This is a genomic window from Litoribacillus peritrichatus (genome assembly GCF_039537985.1).
Classification (GTDB): domain Bacteria; phylum Pseudomonadota; class Gammaproteobacteria; order Pseudomonadales; family Litoribrevibacteraceae; genus Litoribacillus; species Litoribacillus peritrichatus.
Map to the genome: position 1 here is coordinate 445,748 of NZ_BAABBN010000007.1, position 16,754 is coordinate 462,501.

General features: G+C 44.2%; 14 protein-coding genes. 10 read left to right on the plus strand and 4 right to left on the minus strand.

Annotated elements, in window-relative coordinates:
- Positions 1 to 66: 66 nt before the first annotated feature.
- Both ABD744_RS11725 and ABD744_RS11730 read right to left on the minus strand, forming a co-directional pair.
- Complete coding sequence (locus ABD744_RS11725; RefSeq protein ID WP_344798689.1) at positions 67 to 528, minus strand: hypothetical protein; 462 nt, start codon at positions 526 to 528, stop codon at positions 67 to 69.
- Positions 529 to 764: 236 nt separating this feature from the next.
- Positions 765 to 2,390 (minus strand): phytoene desaturase family protein, encoded by a 1,626-nt coding sequence (locus ABD744_RS11730; protein ID WP_344798690.1) that lies wholly within the window; start codon positions 2,388 to 2,390, stop codon positions 765 to 767.
- A gap of 117 nt (positions 2,391 to 2,507) precedes the next feature.
- Between ABD744_RS11730 and ABD744_RS11735 the strand changes: the two genes are divergently transcribed.
- From ABD744_RS11735 to ABD744_RS11780, 10 genes are all read left to right on the plus strand, one after another.
- Positions 2,508 to 3,044, plus strand: coding sequence for a PadR family transcriptional regulator (locus tag ABD744_RS11735; protein ID WP_344798691.1), 537 nt, complete (start codon positions 2,508 to 2,510; stop codon positions 3,042 to 3,044).
- Between the two features lie 115 nt (positions 3,045 to 3,159).
- Positions 3,160 to 6,114 carry a bifunctional [glutamate--ammonia ligase]-adenylyl-L-tyrosine phosphorylase/[glutamate--ammonia-ligase] adenylyltransferase gene (gene glnE / locus ABD744_RS11740; protein ID WP_344798692.1) on the plus strand — a complete coding sequence of 985 codons (2,955 nt, stop codon included), beginning with the start codon at positions 3,160 to 3,162 and terminating at the stop codon, positions 6,112 to 6,114.
- Between the two features lie 51 nt (positions 6,115 to 6,165).
- Positions 6,166 to 7,101: a branched-chain amino acid transaminase gene (locus tag ABD744_RS11745; protein WP_344798693.1), complete on the plus strand. Its 936-nt coding sequence runs from the start codon at positions 6,166 to 6,168 to the stop codon at positions 7,099 to 7,101.
- A 126-nt stretch (positions 7,102 to 7,227) separates the two neighbouring features.
- Positions 7,228 to 8,988, plus strand: coding sequence for a lipid A export permease/ATP-binding protein MsbA (msbA, locus tag ABD744_RS11750; protein ID WP_344798694.1), 1,761 nt, complete (start codon positions 7,228 to 7,230; stop codon positions 8,986 to 8,988).
- 17 nt (positions 8,989 to 9,005) lie between these two features.
- Positions 9,006 to 9,920 carry a mitochondrial fission ELM1 family protein gene (locus tag ABD744_RS11755; RefSeq protein WP_344798695.1) on the plus strand — a complete coding sequence of 305 codons (915 nt, stop codon included), beginning with the start codon at positions 9,006 to 9,008 and terminating at the stop codon, positions 9,918 to 9,920.
- A gap of 3 nt (positions 9,921 to 9,923) precedes the next feature.
- Entirely contained in the window at positions 9,924 to 10,838 is a 915-nt protein-coding gene (locus tag ABD744_RS11760; protein WP_344798696.1) for a hypothetical protein, read from the plus strand.
- Entirely contained in the window at positions 10,828 to 11,943 is a 1,116-nt protein-coding gene (locus ABD744_RS11765) for a glycosyltransferase family 4 protein (protein WP_344798697.1), read from the plus strand. The genes ABD744_RS11760 and ABD744_RS11765 overlap by 11 nt, the downstream gene beginning before the upstream one ends.
- A 12-nt stretch (positions 11,944 to 11,955) precedes the next feature.
- The gene (locus ABD744_RS11770) at positions 11,956 to 13,008 is read left to right on the plus strand and encodes a glycosyltransferase family protein (protein WP_344798698.1); all 1,053 of its coding nucleotides are present in this window, start codon (positions 11,956 to 11,958) and stop codon (positions 13,006 to 13,008) included.
- An 84-nt stretch (positions 13,009 to 13,092) separates the two neighbouring features.
- Positions 13,093 to 14,400 (plus strand): O-antigen ligase family protein, encoded by a 1,308-nt coding sequence (locus ABD744_RS11775; RefSeq protein WP_344798699.1) that lies wholly within the window; start codon positions 13,093 to 13,095, stop codon positions 14,398 to 14,400.
- A 43-nt stretch (positions 14,401 to 14,443) separates the two neighbouring features.
- Entirely contained in the window at positions 14,444 to 15,256 is an 813-nt protein-coding gene (locus ABD744_RS11780) for a glycosyltransferase family 25 protein (RefSeq protein WP_344798700.1), read from the plus strand.
- Positions 15,257 to 15,321: 65 nt separating this feature from the next.
- On the opposite strand, the gene ABD744_RS11785 is transcribed toward ABD744_RS11780, so the two are convergent.
- Entirely contained in the window at positions 15,322 to 15,930 is a 609-nt protein-coding gene (locus tag ABD744_RS11785; RefSeq protein ID WP_344798701.1) for a YrbL family protein, read from the minus strand.
- A gap of 40 nt (positions 15,931 to 15,970) precedes the next feature.
- Entirely contained in the window at positions 15,971 to 16,600 is a 630-nt protein-coding gene (locus tag ABD744_RS11790; protein WP_344798702.1) for a YrbL family protein, read from the minus strand.
- Positions 16,601 to 16,754: the final 154 nt, after the last annotated feature.

Genomic DNA, 16,754 nt, shown 5'->3' on the forward strand with positions numbered 1-16,754 from the left:
CCCTCGGGAGCCTTTTTTGTTGTTGGTAATAATATAATTAGATGAAGGAGGGAAAAGAAAAAAGTACTAACGGAAATTATAAATGGACGCAGAAGTATCAACGTTGATATTTTCGATGGATCTTGAGCCTCGGTTGGCTCCGGTATTATCAAACACCTGATCGATGTAGACGTTACGCACTGTGCCGACGGATTGAATTTGGATTCCGTCCAAGTAGTCTTTACTGGTATGCCTTACGGTTGGCTGGCCAATGTTAGCAAGTGAATTGTCTGATGGCCCGAGTGTGAGTTTCAGGTTGGGGTCATTGGCCAACATCTGATTGGCCTCATCGACACTTTCTGCACTGCTGGTTCTGCCTGCCAGTGTTGTGTCTATGTGTCCGCCGGCAGCCGTTGAACCGTATGGGTCTTTAACCACAAGATCGCTCATTTCTTCGTCGTTCAAGGGTTCGACCGCAAATGCCATTGAACAGGTGCAAACGGACAAACCTAAGGCGAATAGCTTGTTTTTTAATGTTGGATGGGTCATTTGTGCGCCTTTTTAGGTTTGGGGTGAACTTAATTCCCATTGTAATTTTATGTAAGTTTTTATTCTAGGCGTTGGGTCGTTTATATTTTTGTTTAAAGGCGACAGTTTGGTTGGTTATTGATCAATATGAGTGAGGGCGCACACAGAAGTGCGATCGCACTTACAACCTGATGGGGGGGCCAGGTAGTAAGTGCTCAGGCAGTAAGTGCTTAGATAATCAGTGCTTCTGGATTATGCTAGGCTGCTTTCTTTTTCTTGAGCGCGGTTTCTTTGATGAGTTTCATGACCTTATAGCCTTGTAATCCCAGCATGTTGGATGTGCACATCACTCCGCCCATAAGTGCCCCTCCTACGCCTGCAGTAACGATGTCTGAGCCTGTAAGGTACAGGTTTTTGATGGGGGTTTCCGGGTGTAACCAATCTTGTTGAAATCGTTGGACTGTATGATCAATGCCGTAAATCTCTCCGGCCATGTTCCATTGGAACCACTTTGTTGAAATCGGAGTGGACAGTTCGTAGTAATCGAGCGCATTTCGGAGTTGCGGGTGTTGTTTAAAGAGCACTTCCAGCATTTCTTGGGCAATCTCTTCTTTAAGTGCTTCGTAATCGTCACCTCGTTTATTCCATTGTTTATTTTCCCATGCTGAAAACTTGTCCCATTGGCCTATGGTAACGATTTCAACCGTTGATTTATTCGGGTAGCGTTCTTCCCAGGTTGGGTCTTTGGCTGAGGGAAAAGAAATGTAGATCAGAGGTAAGTTGCCTTCCGGTTTTTCTTTATAGACCTTCATGTTCTGGTCGTGGTCATAACCCGGGTAAATCCAAAGGTTGGTGGTATTTAGCTTTAAATCTTTGGTGTTGCCTTTAAAGCCAGCATAAATGCCCAGATGGCATGAAGAGGTGGTAAGGGTGCTTTCTACTTTTGACAGGTTGTATTTTTTTACAGAGCTTTCGGGTAGTAAGTGCTTGATTGTGGGAAAAATTCCAACATTACTGACGATTTTATCGCCGTATATTCTGTCACCGTTGGTGAGTCTGACGCCTTTGGCTTTGTTTCCTTGGATCAGGATCTCTTCCACGCCGGCATAGGTAAAAACTTCGCCACCGGATTCGCGAATGACAGGGATAATCTTATTGGCGATTTCCCATGAGCCTCCAACGGGGTAGCAGCCTCCCGCCATGTAGTGCTTGGCGATCATTGCGTGCATCATGAAGCTGGCTTCTTTGGGGGGGAGGCCGTAATCGCCCCACTGACCGCACAGTACCCCGATTAACTTTTGGTCAGACACCAGAGACTCCAGTACTTCCCGTGTGTTTTTGAAGAAATAGTCGGGCATGAGCAGGTGTCTGGCTTTATTGTAGAGCTGTCCTGCCATTCTAGGCATGGCTTGTCCGGCAAAAAATTTTGGCACTTGGCGGCTGACCTCGTAAATCATTTTGATGTACTGATCAATGCCTTCAGCTTCGTGTGGAAAGTGTGAAACCAGCTCTTCCCGGAAAGCGTCTTTGCCTGCTTTAAAGTGATATTCCTGATCATCGAAAATAATCTTATCGTATAGGTCGTCCATTTTTGCCCATTCGAGCTTGCTGTTGGTGATGGTATCAAACACCAATCGAAGTACGGACCAGGGCTTGTGAACTTCGCCTACGTAGTGAACACCCACATCCCATTCGTAACCGTTACGGACGTAGCTGTGAGTGTAGCCGCCAGCCGTATAATGCTGCTCTAGGACACACACTTTTTTGCCAAACTTAGAGAGCAATGCTGCGGTGGTTAATCCACCAATGCCGGAACCAATGATAATTGCATCGTAATGCTCATCAGCACGACCTGATCGGTAACGTTTTCCTGTTCTGACCATGATTTGGATTCCTTTTTGAGTCGTTTGTTTTTATTGTTTTATTCGTAATCTAATCGTGTTTTTAATAATATGCAATAAATTGCATATAGTGTTGCGTTATAACCGGGAGAGGTTTTTATGTCTTTACAGCATTCGTTACTGGTTTTATTGGCAGAGCAGCCTTCCAGTGGTTATGAGTTGTCACAAAAATTTAAAAGCGGTGTGGGTTATTTTTGGAAGGCCAGTCATCAGCAGATTTATACACAGTTGAAAAAACTGACAGAAGACGGCCTGATTGATTTTGAGGAAGAACAACAAGAAGGCAAGCCAGACAAGAAAATTTATAAAGTCACAGCGCAGGGGATGGCGGGGTTAAAAACCTGGTTATCTTCAGAAATAAAACCAAGCAAAACGAACGATGCTTTGTTGGTTATGATCTATGGTGGACGCTATGTAGGTGATGACGTTATTCTCAAAGAAGTTCGTCGGCATCGGGACATTCACCAAAAAGGGTTGGAGAAACTGCTAGCGATTGAGTCTTTGTATTTTAATTTGGACGACGAACTGAAACCACAATACCGGTTGCCCTATTTAACCTTAAAGCGGGGAATTCGTGGTGAACAAAGTTGGCTTGAGTGGGCAGACGAGGTCATTGCAGAGTTGTCGCCTCAGTAATAACTTAGATGTTTCTGTGGGTTTATTGATGTCGTCCCGAAAGTAACGTGAATTGATTTCTATACTGATATTATTTATCTGATTTTTTGGTTTTATTGCTGGAGTGGTTGTTTACATGTCTTTGTCTGCGGTTGAAAAACAAATTCATTCATCAGTAGCAGCTCTGCCTTCTGCTGCGTTGCAAACTCATATTCTACAACAGTGGGAACGTTTGGTTGATGCCTGGAATATGTCCTCTTTGGATGTGTTTTCCGTGCTTTCCGGGAATGAGTCGCAGTTGATTAAAGTGTTGGTAGGCAGCGATTATGTGGCTGATGTGTTGTGTCGCTACCCGAAATTTTTGGTTGAACTGGTGGAAGCCGGCGAGTTGTCCGCGTCAATTTCCAGTGATCATTACGACCGGTTGTTACAAACTGCGTTAGCGGATATAGATGATGAAAGTGTGCTGAATAAGACGATACGAGAGTGTCGTCAAAAGATGATGTTACGAGTGATCTGGCGTGATCTGAACCGGTTGGCCCCTTTAATGGAAACCACCAGAGATTTGAGCCGTTTTGCGGACGCTTCGGTGACGCATGTTATGCGCTGGCACAGTGAACGATTGAAGCCGGTTTGGGGAGAGCCTCATGCGAAAAACCCGAACGGTGAGCTGGTTCCTCAGTCGATGATTGTGTTGGGGATGGGGAAGTTGGGGGCGGATGAACTTAATCTGTCTTCAGATATCGATTTGATTTTCGTATTTCCGCAATCGGGATGGACCCAAAACGGTAAGCGTGAAATTAGCAATCAGGAATTCTTTACCAAACTGGGTCAAAAGCTGATTCAGTCGCTGGATAATCAGACGGCGGATGGCTTCGTGTTTCGGGTCGATATGCGCTTGCGGCCATACGGTGAAAGTGGACCATTGGTGATGAGCTTTAATGCGATTGAAGATTATTATCAGAGTCAGGGCAGGGAGTGGGAACGATACGCCATGATTAAAGCCCGGGTAATGGCGGGAGATCAGGCTCGTGGTGCAGAGCTGATCAGTTTGTTAAAACCGTTTGTGTATCGGAAATACATTGATTTCAGTGTGATTGAAGCGCTTCGGGGTTTGAAGGAAATGATTAACCGGGAAGTGCGTCGCAAGGGCATGGAACACAATATTAAGCTCGGCCGGGGGGGAATTCGTGAAATCGAGTTTATAGCTCAAGTTTTCCAGTTGATTCATGGCGGTATGGACGTGCGTTTGCAGAACCGGTCGTTGCTGGCTGTGCTGCAACTGTTGGAAGAGGGCGGTATTTTATCGTCGTCAGCGCATCAAAATTTATTGACTGCTTATCAGTTCCTGAGGGATACGGAGCATGCTATTCAGGCATTACAAGATAAACAAACTCAGTTGTTGCCAGAGGATGAATTATCCCGAACCCGTTTGGCATTATCCCTGGGGTGTGACGGCTGGGATTCCTATATTGCGAAGTTGAATGCCTTAAGGGCCAGTGTCGAAGCTGAATTCGTAGATTTGATCCGACCAGTAGATGAGGATGTCACCGCTGAAGAAGATGCGTCATGTGACGGTTGGCGTTCAGTGTGGTTAGACGACATGTCCGATGAGGAGGCCGTAAGCATTTTCGATGCGGTAGGGTTTGATCGCCCAGCAGACGCCTGGAAGTTGATTAAAGATTTAAAAGGAAGTAAACGAGTCCGCACACTTCAGCGTGAAGGTCAGGAACGTTTGAATCAATTCATACCACAGCTGTTGTATCAGTTGGAAAGTACGGATGGTTCGACGGAGACTTTGGCCAGGGTATTGGTGCTGGTGGAGTCTGTCATTCGAAGAACCGCTTATCTGGTTCTGTTGATGGAGAATAAAACGGCATTCGCTCAACTGATCAGGTTGTGTCAGGCGAGTCCGTGGATTTCTCAGCAGTTGGCGAAAACGCCTGTCATTCTGGATGAATTAATTAATGTCAGCTCTTTGTATTCACCTCCGGACAAAGCCGAGCTGAACGATGAGTTACGTCAGCATATGTTGAGAATACCGGAAGACGATCTGGAAGCGCTGATGGAGTCATTAAGGTACTTTAAAAATGCGCATGTGCTGAGGGTGGCGGCAGCTGAGGTGACAGGGGCCTTGCCTTTGATGAAAGCCAGTGATTACCTGACCTATATTGCGGAAGTGATTCTCGAAAATGTGGTCGATATGGCGTGGCATCAAATGGTTGAGCGCTATGGTTACCCCTGCAATGATGATGGCCCGGTCAGTTCACCGGAGTTGATTGTTGTTGGTTATGGCAAGCTGGGTGGCATTGAGCTGAGCTATGGCTCTGATCTGGATATTGTATTCATTCATAATTCAAACACTAAAAAATACACAAACGGTCTCAAGCAAGTGGATAACCAAGTGTTTTATACGCGCCTGGTTCAGCGAGTGGTTCATATCATGACAACGGTGACCCCTTTGGGCGATCTTTATGAAATTGATATGCGGCTGAGACCAGAAGGAAACTCAGGGATGTTGGTTTCTAGTTTGAAAGCGTTTGAGGATTATCAGTATAAAAATGCCTGGACCTGGGAGCATCAGGCCTTGGTGCGTGCCCGAGTGGTGGCGGGTTCCAGGCAGTTGGAAGGCCAGTTCAATCAGGTGCGAGAGGATATTTTGGCTTCAGTGAAACAGGAGTCGCTGTTGTCGTCTGTGGTGGATATGCGTAAAAAGATGATGGCAAGCCTGGCGTCGAACCCGGCCGGAGATCAAGACGATGTGTTTCACTTAAAGCACGATGCCGGCGGTATGGTGGACATCGAGTTTATGGCACAGTATGCAGTACTGCTGTGGTCTAAAGATTACCCGGAAATGCGAATCTGGAGTGATAATATTCGTATTCTGGAAACCCTGGAAGCTTTAAAACTGATGTCTGTTGAAGAGGTGAATCAATTGATTGAGGCGTATAAAGTTTTCCGGATTGAAGGGCACCGGAAGATTTTAAACAACCAAAGTGTTGCGGTTACCGGGGAGGAAGCTCAAAACTTCTCTGAATATCGACAAATTGTGAATAAAATCTGGCAGCATTTTATGGAAGATCGCGTATAATGCGTTCCCCTAGAATAAAATCTTCACACACTTGAAGCAGGAGATATAAGCATGGCATTGCCTACGATGGCTGATCGAGACGGATTGATTTGGCTTGATGGTGAACTGGTACCTTGGCGAGATGCTAAAGTCCACGTCCTTACACATACATTGCATTATGGTATGGGTTGTTTTGAGGGTGTCCGTGCTTATCAGACAGATAAAGGCGCTGCGATTTTCAGACTTCAAGAGCATACCGATCGCTTGTTCCGCTCAGCTCATATTTTGGGAATGAAAATTCCGTTCACTAAAGAAGAGCTGAATCAGGCACAGTTGGATGCAGTCAAAGCCAATAATCTGGATCATGCGTATCTGCGCCCTATGGTGTTCTTTGGTTCAGAAGGCATGGGCTTACGTGCCGATAATTTAAAAGTGCATGTGATGGTTGCGGCCTGGGAATGGCCTGCGTACATGGGCGAAGATGCCAAAACCAAAGGCATTCGCATTCGTACGTCTTCGTACACTCGTCATCATGTCAACATTACCATGTGTAAAGCGAAAGCAAACGGTAATTACATCAATTCAATGTTGGCGCTTCGCGAAGCTCTGGACAGTGGTTGTGAAGAGGCGTTGTTGCTAGATAACGAAGGTTACGTCGCCGAAGGTTCGGGCGAAAACATCTTCCTTGTTCGCGATGGCGTTTTATACACACCTGAGTTGACGTCTTGTCTGGACGGCATTACCCGTAATACCATTTTCCGCTTTGCTGCGGATTTGGGATACGAAGTGCGTGAAAAGCGAATTACTCGTGATGAAGTTTATGTGGCTGATGAAGCCTTTTTCACTGGTACTGCAGCTGAAGTGTTGCCGATCCGAGAGCTGGATGGCCGCGTCATTGGTTCAGGTGTTCGAGGTCCGATTACTGAGCAGTTGCAATCCATGTATTTTGATCAGGTGATGGGTAAGCGAGAAGAGTACCCAGAATGGTTGGCGTTAGTGGATCGTTAATTCGGTTTCACGAATTGATTTTTTGTTAACCCAAAGTAATACAGGCCCAGGCTTTTATTACTTTGGGTTTTGTTGTTTTTGGTCAGCCTGTTTGACTTTGTAATTATTACGGCAATTAGAAACGTTATGTCAAAGAAGACAAGTCTTGATGGAAATTTAACACCCGCTGAGGTGTATGCGAGATTACTTTCCTATGTGAAGCCTCAGTGGTGGCTTTTTGTATTGAGTTTTGCTGGGTATGGTTTGTACTCTGCGACGCAGGCGGGCTGGGCGGAAATCATTGGTATGATGGTGGATGATAACCCTGATATACCGTTTGGGCTGGAAAAATTCATCGCGCTGCCTTTGGCTTTAATTCTGATGTTCTTATTGCGAGGCGTGGGCAGTTTTGTGGGGCAATACACAATCTCTGTGGTCGCTCAAAAGTTAGTCCATTCTTTAAGGGTAAGTGTTTTTAAGCAAGTACTCTATCTGCCTTCTTCGTATTTCTCTGCTACGTCTTCCGGGCATGTGCTATCAAAGATTACTTATAACACTCAGCAGGTTGTGGGAGCTGCAACGGAGGCCATTAAAGTGATTCTCCGGGAGGGCACGACAGTGATTGTCCTTTTGGGGTACATGGTTTATTTGAGCTGGGAGCTGACCTTGGTCTTTTTAACGTCCATGCCGTTCATTGCCGTAGCGATCAGTTATGCTTCAAAGCGGTTTCGCTTGCTGAGTAAACGAATTCAGAACTCCATGGGTGATATTACTCAGTCTGCTTCTGAGTCGGTGCAGGGGTTTCAGGAAATTCGTATTTTTGGTGGTGAAAAGTATGAATACGATCGGTTTCATACTTCCAGTCGGTATACCGCTAAGCAAGGTGTAAAACTTCAGTTTGTTAAAGCCCTGAATACGCCGGTCGTGCAAATGTTGGTTGCCATTCCTATGGCGGTATTGGTTTACATTGGGCTTAACCCAGAATATTTGAAGGGGTTTGATGAAGTTTTATTTGTTCAATACATTACCGCTGCAGGTTTAGTGGCAAAGCCGATCCGAACTTTAACTAACATCAACAGTAAAATGCAGCAAGGTATCGCTGCGGCCAGCACTTTGTTTGAGTTGCTGGATACTCAAATTGAAAAAGATCAAGGGTCTAAAACGTTAGATCAGGTTAAGGGTGCTGTATCCGTTAATAATATTGCTTTTGCTTATGAGCCAAGTAAGCCTGTGTTAAAGGACTTTTCGTTGGAGATTAACGCTGGCGAAATGATTGCTATTGTGGGTCACTCCGGCAGTGGTAAAAGCACGCTTGCCAGCTTGTTGCCCAGGTTTAATGATCCTCAGTCGGGAACAATATCTTTGGATGGTGAAAACATTCAAGATCTCGATCTGAAGTTTTTGCGGGAACAGATTGCCTTGGTCAGCCAGAATGTTTTTTTATTCAAAGGCACTTTGCGTGACAATATTGCTTATGGAGAGCTTTCCAAAGCTTCGGATGAAGCTGTCTTAAAAGCAGCAGAGTCTGCGTATGTGATGGAATTTGCCAAAGAGCTTAAGTTGGGGCTTGATACTGAAATTGGTGAACGAGGGTTGATGCTTTCCGGAGGGCAAAGACAGAGGATTGCCATTGCTCGTGCTATTTTGAAGGACTCACCGGTATTGATTTTGGATGAAGCAACTTCGGCATTGGATAATGCGTCTGAACGTTATATTCAAGCGGCCATGAATGAAGTTATGAAGGGCCGAACGACTATTGTTATTGCGCATCGACTTTCTACCATCGTCGGGGCAGATCGAATCATAGTGATGGAGTCGGGCCAAATAAAAGAAAGCGGCACTCATGCTGAGTTATTGGCTAAGAATGAGCTTTATGCTCAGCTGTATCAAAGCCAGTTCGAAGAATAGGCGGGTTGAGTGACGTTATGACATTGCGTATTTGTTTCATTACAGACAACAAGCCGGGCCATAAAAATCAGCTGGAAGGGCTGCAGAACTCGTTAGCATTAAAAGTGGAGCTGGAGTGTGTTTGGTTGTCTGTGAAAACGACGCCTTTTTCATGGCTGAACTTGTTTAAAAAAAATAAACAGCTCAATCTTCCATTTGTACCGGATGTGGTGATTGCCGCAGGCAGCGACACTCAATTATTTGCGTTAACGGTGAAACGCCAGTTTAATGCTTTTTTGGTATTGTTGATGCGGCCCAGTGTTTTTCCTCAGTGCTTGTTTGATGCCCTGATTATTCCTGAGCATGATAAGCCTAAGCGATCTGTTCGTATTTTTAAAAGCTTTGGTGTATTAAATAAAGTACGGCCTCATAAGTTGACAGAACCTTCTCGTAAAGGTTTGATTTTGATCGGTGGAGAGTCCAAACATTATCATTGGAATTCCGAGGCTGTTCTGAATCAAATATCAACAGTGATAGAGAAGGCTTCCAATATTGATACTTGGTTGTTGACGGATTCAAGAAGAACGCCTGAAGCGTTCAGGGCGTTACTCGGCAGTAAAGATGGTCAGAAAATAGAATTTTTCCCACACGAAAGTACCGATGCTAACTGGTTGCCGGCGCAAATGAAGGCTGTTGATCAAATATGGGTGACTCCTGATAGTGTGTCTATGGTGTATGAGGCGCTATCGTCAGGTAAAATAACGGGTTTGTTTGTCTTGTCTGAGATTAAGCAGGGTCGGGTTGTGCAAGGTATTAATAATTTAATGAAAGGGAAGTTGGTTTTGTCTGTATCAGATATGGATATCGAATTAGAACACACGCACTCTTTTTGTGAGGCCGATCGAGCTGCAGACTGGCTTTTGTCTCGATTAAATGAAGTTAGGGTTGGTTGATCCATGTTAAAAAAATATCGAGAAAAGCGAGCAAAGCGCAAACAAGAGCAAATTTATAAAATGCACGCGATGCTAACGGCTCTTCACCTGCAGTCGATGACATTACACAGCCAGAGTTCAGGCATTGGAAATGCTAAGCCGGAATCGATTGTCGTGTCTTTAACGAGTTTTCCTGCAAGAATTAATGATGTCCACTTAACCATCGAGAGCTTGTTTCAGCAATCACTCAAGGCAGATCAAATAATTCTTTGGTTATCTGTCGAGAATTTCCCTAACCAGTTGAATGACCTGCCGGAAGCGTTACTCATGCAGCGCGCTCGTGGATTAAGTATAGAATTTGTGGAAGGTGACCTGGGGCCTTATAAGAAAATAATTTATTCGTTAAAAGCGCACCCGGATGCGCTGATTTTAACGTTTGATGACGATATCTTATACCCGGTCGACTCCATTGACTTGTTGTATCGCGCCTACCTGAACGAGCCGAATGTTATTCATTGTCACCGGGGCCATAAAGTCCAATACGATACTTCAGGCAATATTCTGCCTTACCATCAATGGCAAATGGGTCTTAAATCATCGTCAGCGAACTTCGATATTTTTCCGACCGGAAACGGAGGGGTGCTTTATTTTCCCGGCGCTTTACACTCAGATGTGACCGACGAGAAGGTTTTTCAGTCCTTGGCGTTGAATGCAGATGATGTGTGGCTAAAAGCGATGTCGTTAAGGAATAAGGTGCCTTGTAAGGTGGTATCGCATACAAAGCATTGGCGGGCCAGGTTGTTAATGATTGAAGGCTCTCAGGATGTGGCTTTGATTAAACAGAATAAATCCAAGTGTGACGGTAATGACTATAAAATTCATGCTGTGTTTAACCACTTTGATTTATGGTCTCAGCTAAAGGCAAACTATGACTGCTAAATGCTTGAAAGTAGTACAAGTACTGCCTGAATTGAATTCGGGTGGCGTTGAACGCGGTACCATTGAGTTTGCACGAGAGCTGGTGAAGCTGGGGCATCAATCCATCGTTATTTCGAATGGTGGTCGCCAAGTGAACAAGTTGGAGGCTGAAGGTTCCACCCATATACAAATGCCTGTTCATAAAAAGTCGCTTATGTCGTTAAGACAAGTCAGGTTGATGAGACAGCAACTGCTGGCATTGAAGCCGGACATTGTTCATGTCCGTTCGAGAGTGCCTGCCTGGATTGTTTGGTTGGCATGGAGAAAGTTACCAAAAGAGAGCCGACCTAAATTAATTTCGACTTTTCATGGCCTGTATTCGGTGAATTTTTACAGTGCAGTGATGGCCAGAGCCGAGCGTATTATTGCCATATCGGACTGTGTTCATGAATATATTCTGAAGAACTATTCGGTCAGTCCAAATAAAATAACGCGCATTTATCGGGGGGTTGATCCTGAGTCATTTAATAAAATAGCGTCTTTGGATGCATGGAAAGACGCCCTTTATGCTGAGCACCCTGAGCTGAAGAATAAACGAATTATTTTAATGCCTGGCAGGCTAACCCGATGGAAAGGGCAGGAAGCTTTCATTAATATGATGCGCCTTTTGGTTGATGCTAATCCTGACTTTCATGGTGTGATTGTTGGTGAGGCGGACCCAATTAAAGAGCATTATAAGACGGAACTTTTGGGGTTATGTGAAGCTAAACAATTGCAAGATTCTATCAGTTTTTTGGGCCACCGATCAGACATTCAGAATTTATATCAGTTGGCTGAAGTTACTTGCCACATGTCGAACAAGCCCGAACCTTTTGGCAGAACGGTGCCTGAAGCTCTGGCCGTCGGGTGTAAGGTGGTTGCTTTTGACCGGGGCGGGGCGAGTGAGTCTATGAAAGATGCTTATCCTCAAGGTTTGGTTGAGTCTGATAATATCGAACTCTTTGCCAAGAAAATTATAGAACTGTCTGAAGATAATACTGACATTAGATTACCTGATGCATTTTATTTGTCTTATCAGGTGCAAGAAACCTTATCGGTTTATGAATTAGCGCTCGTAGAGCAGTAGGTTGTGTTTGGAATGAGAATTTTACATGTAGACTACAGACAGCTTCGTCGATATGGAAAAACCAGAGTAAGCTGGGCTGAGAAGTTAACGTTTGGCTTAATAAAAAACGATTATTATGTGCAAATGTTCAGTGACCGGGATGTGGCCGCGTTTGAGGCGCCATTTGGCATCCGTGACCTGGGAAAGCCCGCTTCTAACAAACGTTTCCTGGAGATGGTAGCGTCTTTTCAGCCAGACCTGATCATTGCAGGTCATTGCGACATGATTACTAATGAGTCGTTAATGAAGGCTAAGAAGTTGGCTCCCGGTTGTAAGATAGCTCATTGTAATAATGACCCGCTGTTTGTGCCTGAGAATGTTGAAAAGATTAAACACAGAGCAGAAGTGGTTGATGCGAGTTTTGTTTCTACTGGTCGTCGAGAATTAACTATGTTTGAAGGCATTGGTGCTCGTATCTACCACATGCCTAATCCGGTTGAAGCTTCGGTCGAGATTTTGAAAAATGACCTTCGTAGCGACTTATCCATTGACCTACTGTTTTGCAGCAACAGTAATGACTTCACCAAGCGTCTTCAAATGATTGGCAATATCAGAGAAGAAGTAAAGGATGAATTGAATTTCGCAACCTTTGGCAGTTTTGGGCAGCCGCCTATTTGGGGAAGGGATTACGATCGTGCTTTGGCTGAAACTAAAATGGGATTGAATTTAAATCGGCAGGAAGGTTTTTATTGGTATTCTTCGGCCAGAATGGCTCAATTGGCAGGCAACGGAATTCTTCAGTTTACTCATGAATCGCCAAAATTTGATGAATTATTGCCTAAAGATACGGTGGTTTATTTTAAAGATGAAGCGGATTTGATTGCCAGCATTAAAGAGTTTCATCATGACGACGCCAAGCGACGTGACTGGGCAGGACGGACGCGTGAGTTTTTTCATAATGAAATGAATTCACGACTATACGCGCGCTATATTACGGAAGCGACCATGGAAATACCGTTCAGTCATGATTATGTTTGGGCGAGAGACATTGCTCAAGATGGGCGCTTACTCAGTTCGGCTGAATAGAGTTTGCCCCTAAAATAATTTGTTTTTGATCGGAAAAACAGCTGCTTATATACAGTTGTTGAAGAATTAATGTAGGAATTCGATTTGCGCTTGCTAAACCAGAAATTAGATATTAAAAACCTCGACACGTTCTTTCATTGGGTAGGTTTTTTGGCGCTTTGCAGTATGGCGTTATTGATGATGATTACCGACAAGATTGGTGATCGTTCGGCGAAAGTGATGGCGGTGTTGGGGGTTCTCTTTTTATGCTCACGTTGGCGTACTTTGGTTAAGTCACCCCTGGTTTTATTGGTGTTGGTGGCCATTGTTATCCAGTTATTAACCTGGGTGGGGATGCAGCTCCAGCATCCTGAGTGGGCTGAGAGTTCGCCTAAAGTAGAACGCTTGTTGGCGTGGTTTATGTTGATTCCCGTTGCGTACTTTTTAAATGGAGACCAGCGGAAAATATTGTTCGTCTTTGGGTTGGCAGCCTTTGCCTTGTTTATTTCTCCATGGGTAACCGGTGGCGGATGGCAGGAAATTTGGCATGGCCTTTCTGGAGGACGAGTAGACTTTGGCGTCAGAAATGCCCAGCATGTGGCTATGTTGTTTGGCATGCTATTTATTACTTTTTGCGCGCTATTCATTAACGACTTAATAAACAAGTCCGTCAGTTGGTTCAAAACATCCCTGTATTTGATGTTGGCGGCAGTGTCTTTAATCGCTGTTATTATTACTCAGACTCGAGCCGTATGGTTGGCTTTGGCCGCAGTATTGTGTTGTTTTGTGTTGTATTGTTTTTTCCGTTCTATTCAGCGGGGAGGGTCGTTTAAATCTTTCGCAATATTAGCTGTTGTCCTAGTGGGTGTATTTGCAACCTTATCTGTGACCAATTTGAGCAACACATTTGAAAAACGCATTGCCCATGAACTCTCAAATATTACCATTGCGTTGAGTGGTTCAGATCAATATCGATCAAATACCAGTACCGGCATTCGGTTGGATACTTGGTATGAGTCATTGGACTGGATTTCAGAACGGCCAGTGTTAGGTTGGGGAGGAAACGGGCGCGACTTGGTGGTGAAGCATACCGATCGCTTATCTGAAGAAAACAAAAAGATATTCCGGCATCTTCATAACTCATATCTGGATACGCTGGTCAATTTCGGCCTTTTAGGCTTGCTGACGTTGGTATTGCTGTTTTATTATCTTGGTTATATTACGATTGATCTTTATAAAAAGAAAACTATAACCAAGACAGTCATTGTAACTTCATCTCTTTTACTTATCTTTACGGGTATCGTAAATTGTTTTGAATCCTATATGTACTATTCAAGTGGTACTTATGTGCTGGCTTTGGTTGGTGGAGCGCTGTTGTCGTTGCACTGGAAATCAACCAAAATTCTCGATTGAGTGGCTTAGCTTTGGGCCTGCTTGAATTGATAAGGAACTGCATGTGAAGTTTTCTTGTTGGGTATTAACGTTAGATGAACAATCTGATCAAACTAAGAAGTTAATTGATTCCTTGGCGGATCAGGGTGTTAATGCAACGCCGTTTCCTGGTGTCGATGGCCGCAGTCAGATGCCGGTACTGCAAGGGAATGAGTTTATTGATGAGAAAGAGTCTGTATTAAGGCATAGAAAGTTACTTTCTCCGTCGCAGGTTGGTTGTTATTTAGCTCATTACCGGGCAATCAAACAAGCTTATGACGAAGGGCATGACCGTATTTGTATTTTAGAAGATGATGTCTTTTTAGAGCCTAATTTTGCATCGGCACTGAACGATATTATTGACTTACCTGATGAATATGAAATGACTCGATTGATGGCACTCAGGGTCAGACGACGTAAAAAAGTACGTGATATTCCCGATCAGATAGATGGTGAGCATTCAGTAATTGTTCGACCCGAGAGGGGGTGGTGTGGTGCTCAGGGGTATGTGCTTTCCCGACCTGGAATGAAGAAAATTATTGATCATGCGGCTCGTATTTATGAACCAATTGATAAAGTGTTTGATCATTTCTTTGAGTTTGACTTAAAACTTTATGGCGTAGAGCCACACATTTTGCATGAATACCGTGCCGAGTCGACCATTAAAAAGCCGCCTGAAAAAGGCATGTCGTTAAGTCTTTTTCAGCTGGTTGCTTTTCATCTGTACAAAGGGTTTCGTAGTGTCAGGCGTCACAGTTATCTCAGGCTGAATCGGTCTGATTTCTACCCGGCTGAAATGCCTGATAAACGGCTGGGTAAAACCGATCGCTTGAGGTAAATCGCTAATTAGGCAGGCCGTTCAGCAGAAAAGGATGGTCGCCTTTTCTGCTTCGGTAAATGCCACTAGGACAAGGCTTTTTTCATTCGGGTTTTAAACTTTTGTATTCGGTTGAAGTTTGCCTTTTTGTTGTAAGCCTTGGAGAAGCTTCGTAACGAAAATCCTGGCTTACTACCTATCCCATCAATCAATACGAACTTCTTGGCGAGTTCATCCCAAACTAAATTATTGAGATTGAAGTCTCGTATAATGATGTCGGTATCCCGCATCCAGTCAAAGTATTCGTCTAACGCTTTATCGTGTTCAGCCGTGTATTGAGCATTTTTGACCAGGTCTTCCGTGGTTGGTGCTAACTCACCGTTTTCTTTCTTTACGGCTTTGACGATCATGCCTAAGCCCAGGTCGGTATCCACTAAGCCGACGATCTGTTGGATGTGGTTCAGGTTTGGTTTTGCGCATTCACGTATTGCCAGATACTCTGTTAATTCATTTAATAACGACCAGTAGCGTTTTAAACGAAGAAACTTGATGACAATGGGGACTCTTTTTTCCTGCTTTTTATGGAAGCGTTCGTGCCAAACTTTGATGAGCCAGTCTGGGTTGTCTGGGTGTATAAAAACGAAGCGCTCTCCGCCTTTAGCAATGGGCGTTGTGTCTGATAAAGTTAATGTCATAGATTTTGTTGCCGTAATTCGTAGTAGCGTGGTTAAAGTATTATTGAGAAGCGTGTTTACTCAGTCCTTCCTGAACCCACATTTTTAGTTTCTGAGATTTTTTAAAATTGGAGCGCTTGTTGTATCGTTTTGAAAAGCTTCTTAGAGTCAAAAGTGGCTTACTGCCGATACCGTCGATAATGACAAAGCGTTGGGTGGTGTCGTTCCAAACCATGTTGGTGGTGGTCAGCTCACGAATAATGACGTTGGTATTGACGATCCAGTCTAAGATTTCATTGAGGGCATCTTCATGTTTTTGTTTAAACGTGTTGCCCTGAATAAGATTTCGTAAGGTGGGGGCCACTTCGCCAGTCGGTGAGCGAATGGCTTCAACTATCATACCGACACCGAGGTCTGTGTCTACCAGCCCAATCACGTTTTCTATATAACTCTCAGCAGGCGACATCAACTCTCGAACGGCGAGATGCTCGACCATTTCATGAAGGAACTCCCAATAATTAGGCAAACGTCTGAATCTCATTGACCAGGGGTATTTAGCCTTAAGTGCTTCCAGCCCCGCTTCATGAACCACCTTGATTAGTAGACTTGAATCATTTGGGTGAATATACACGGCTTTATGATCACCCACTGCGAACGGTGTTTCATGCGTTAGAGAGATTGGTTTTCCCATAAGATACCTATTAACGTTTGCCATAAGTGGTAATTTCACAGCAATAGAGAAGTGATACTTAACCATAGCGCCATGAGTGGTTACAATTGTAACCGATTGTCTTTAAATCGAATATATAACTTGCCACCCAAATTAGGTATTACAAGGAGAATTT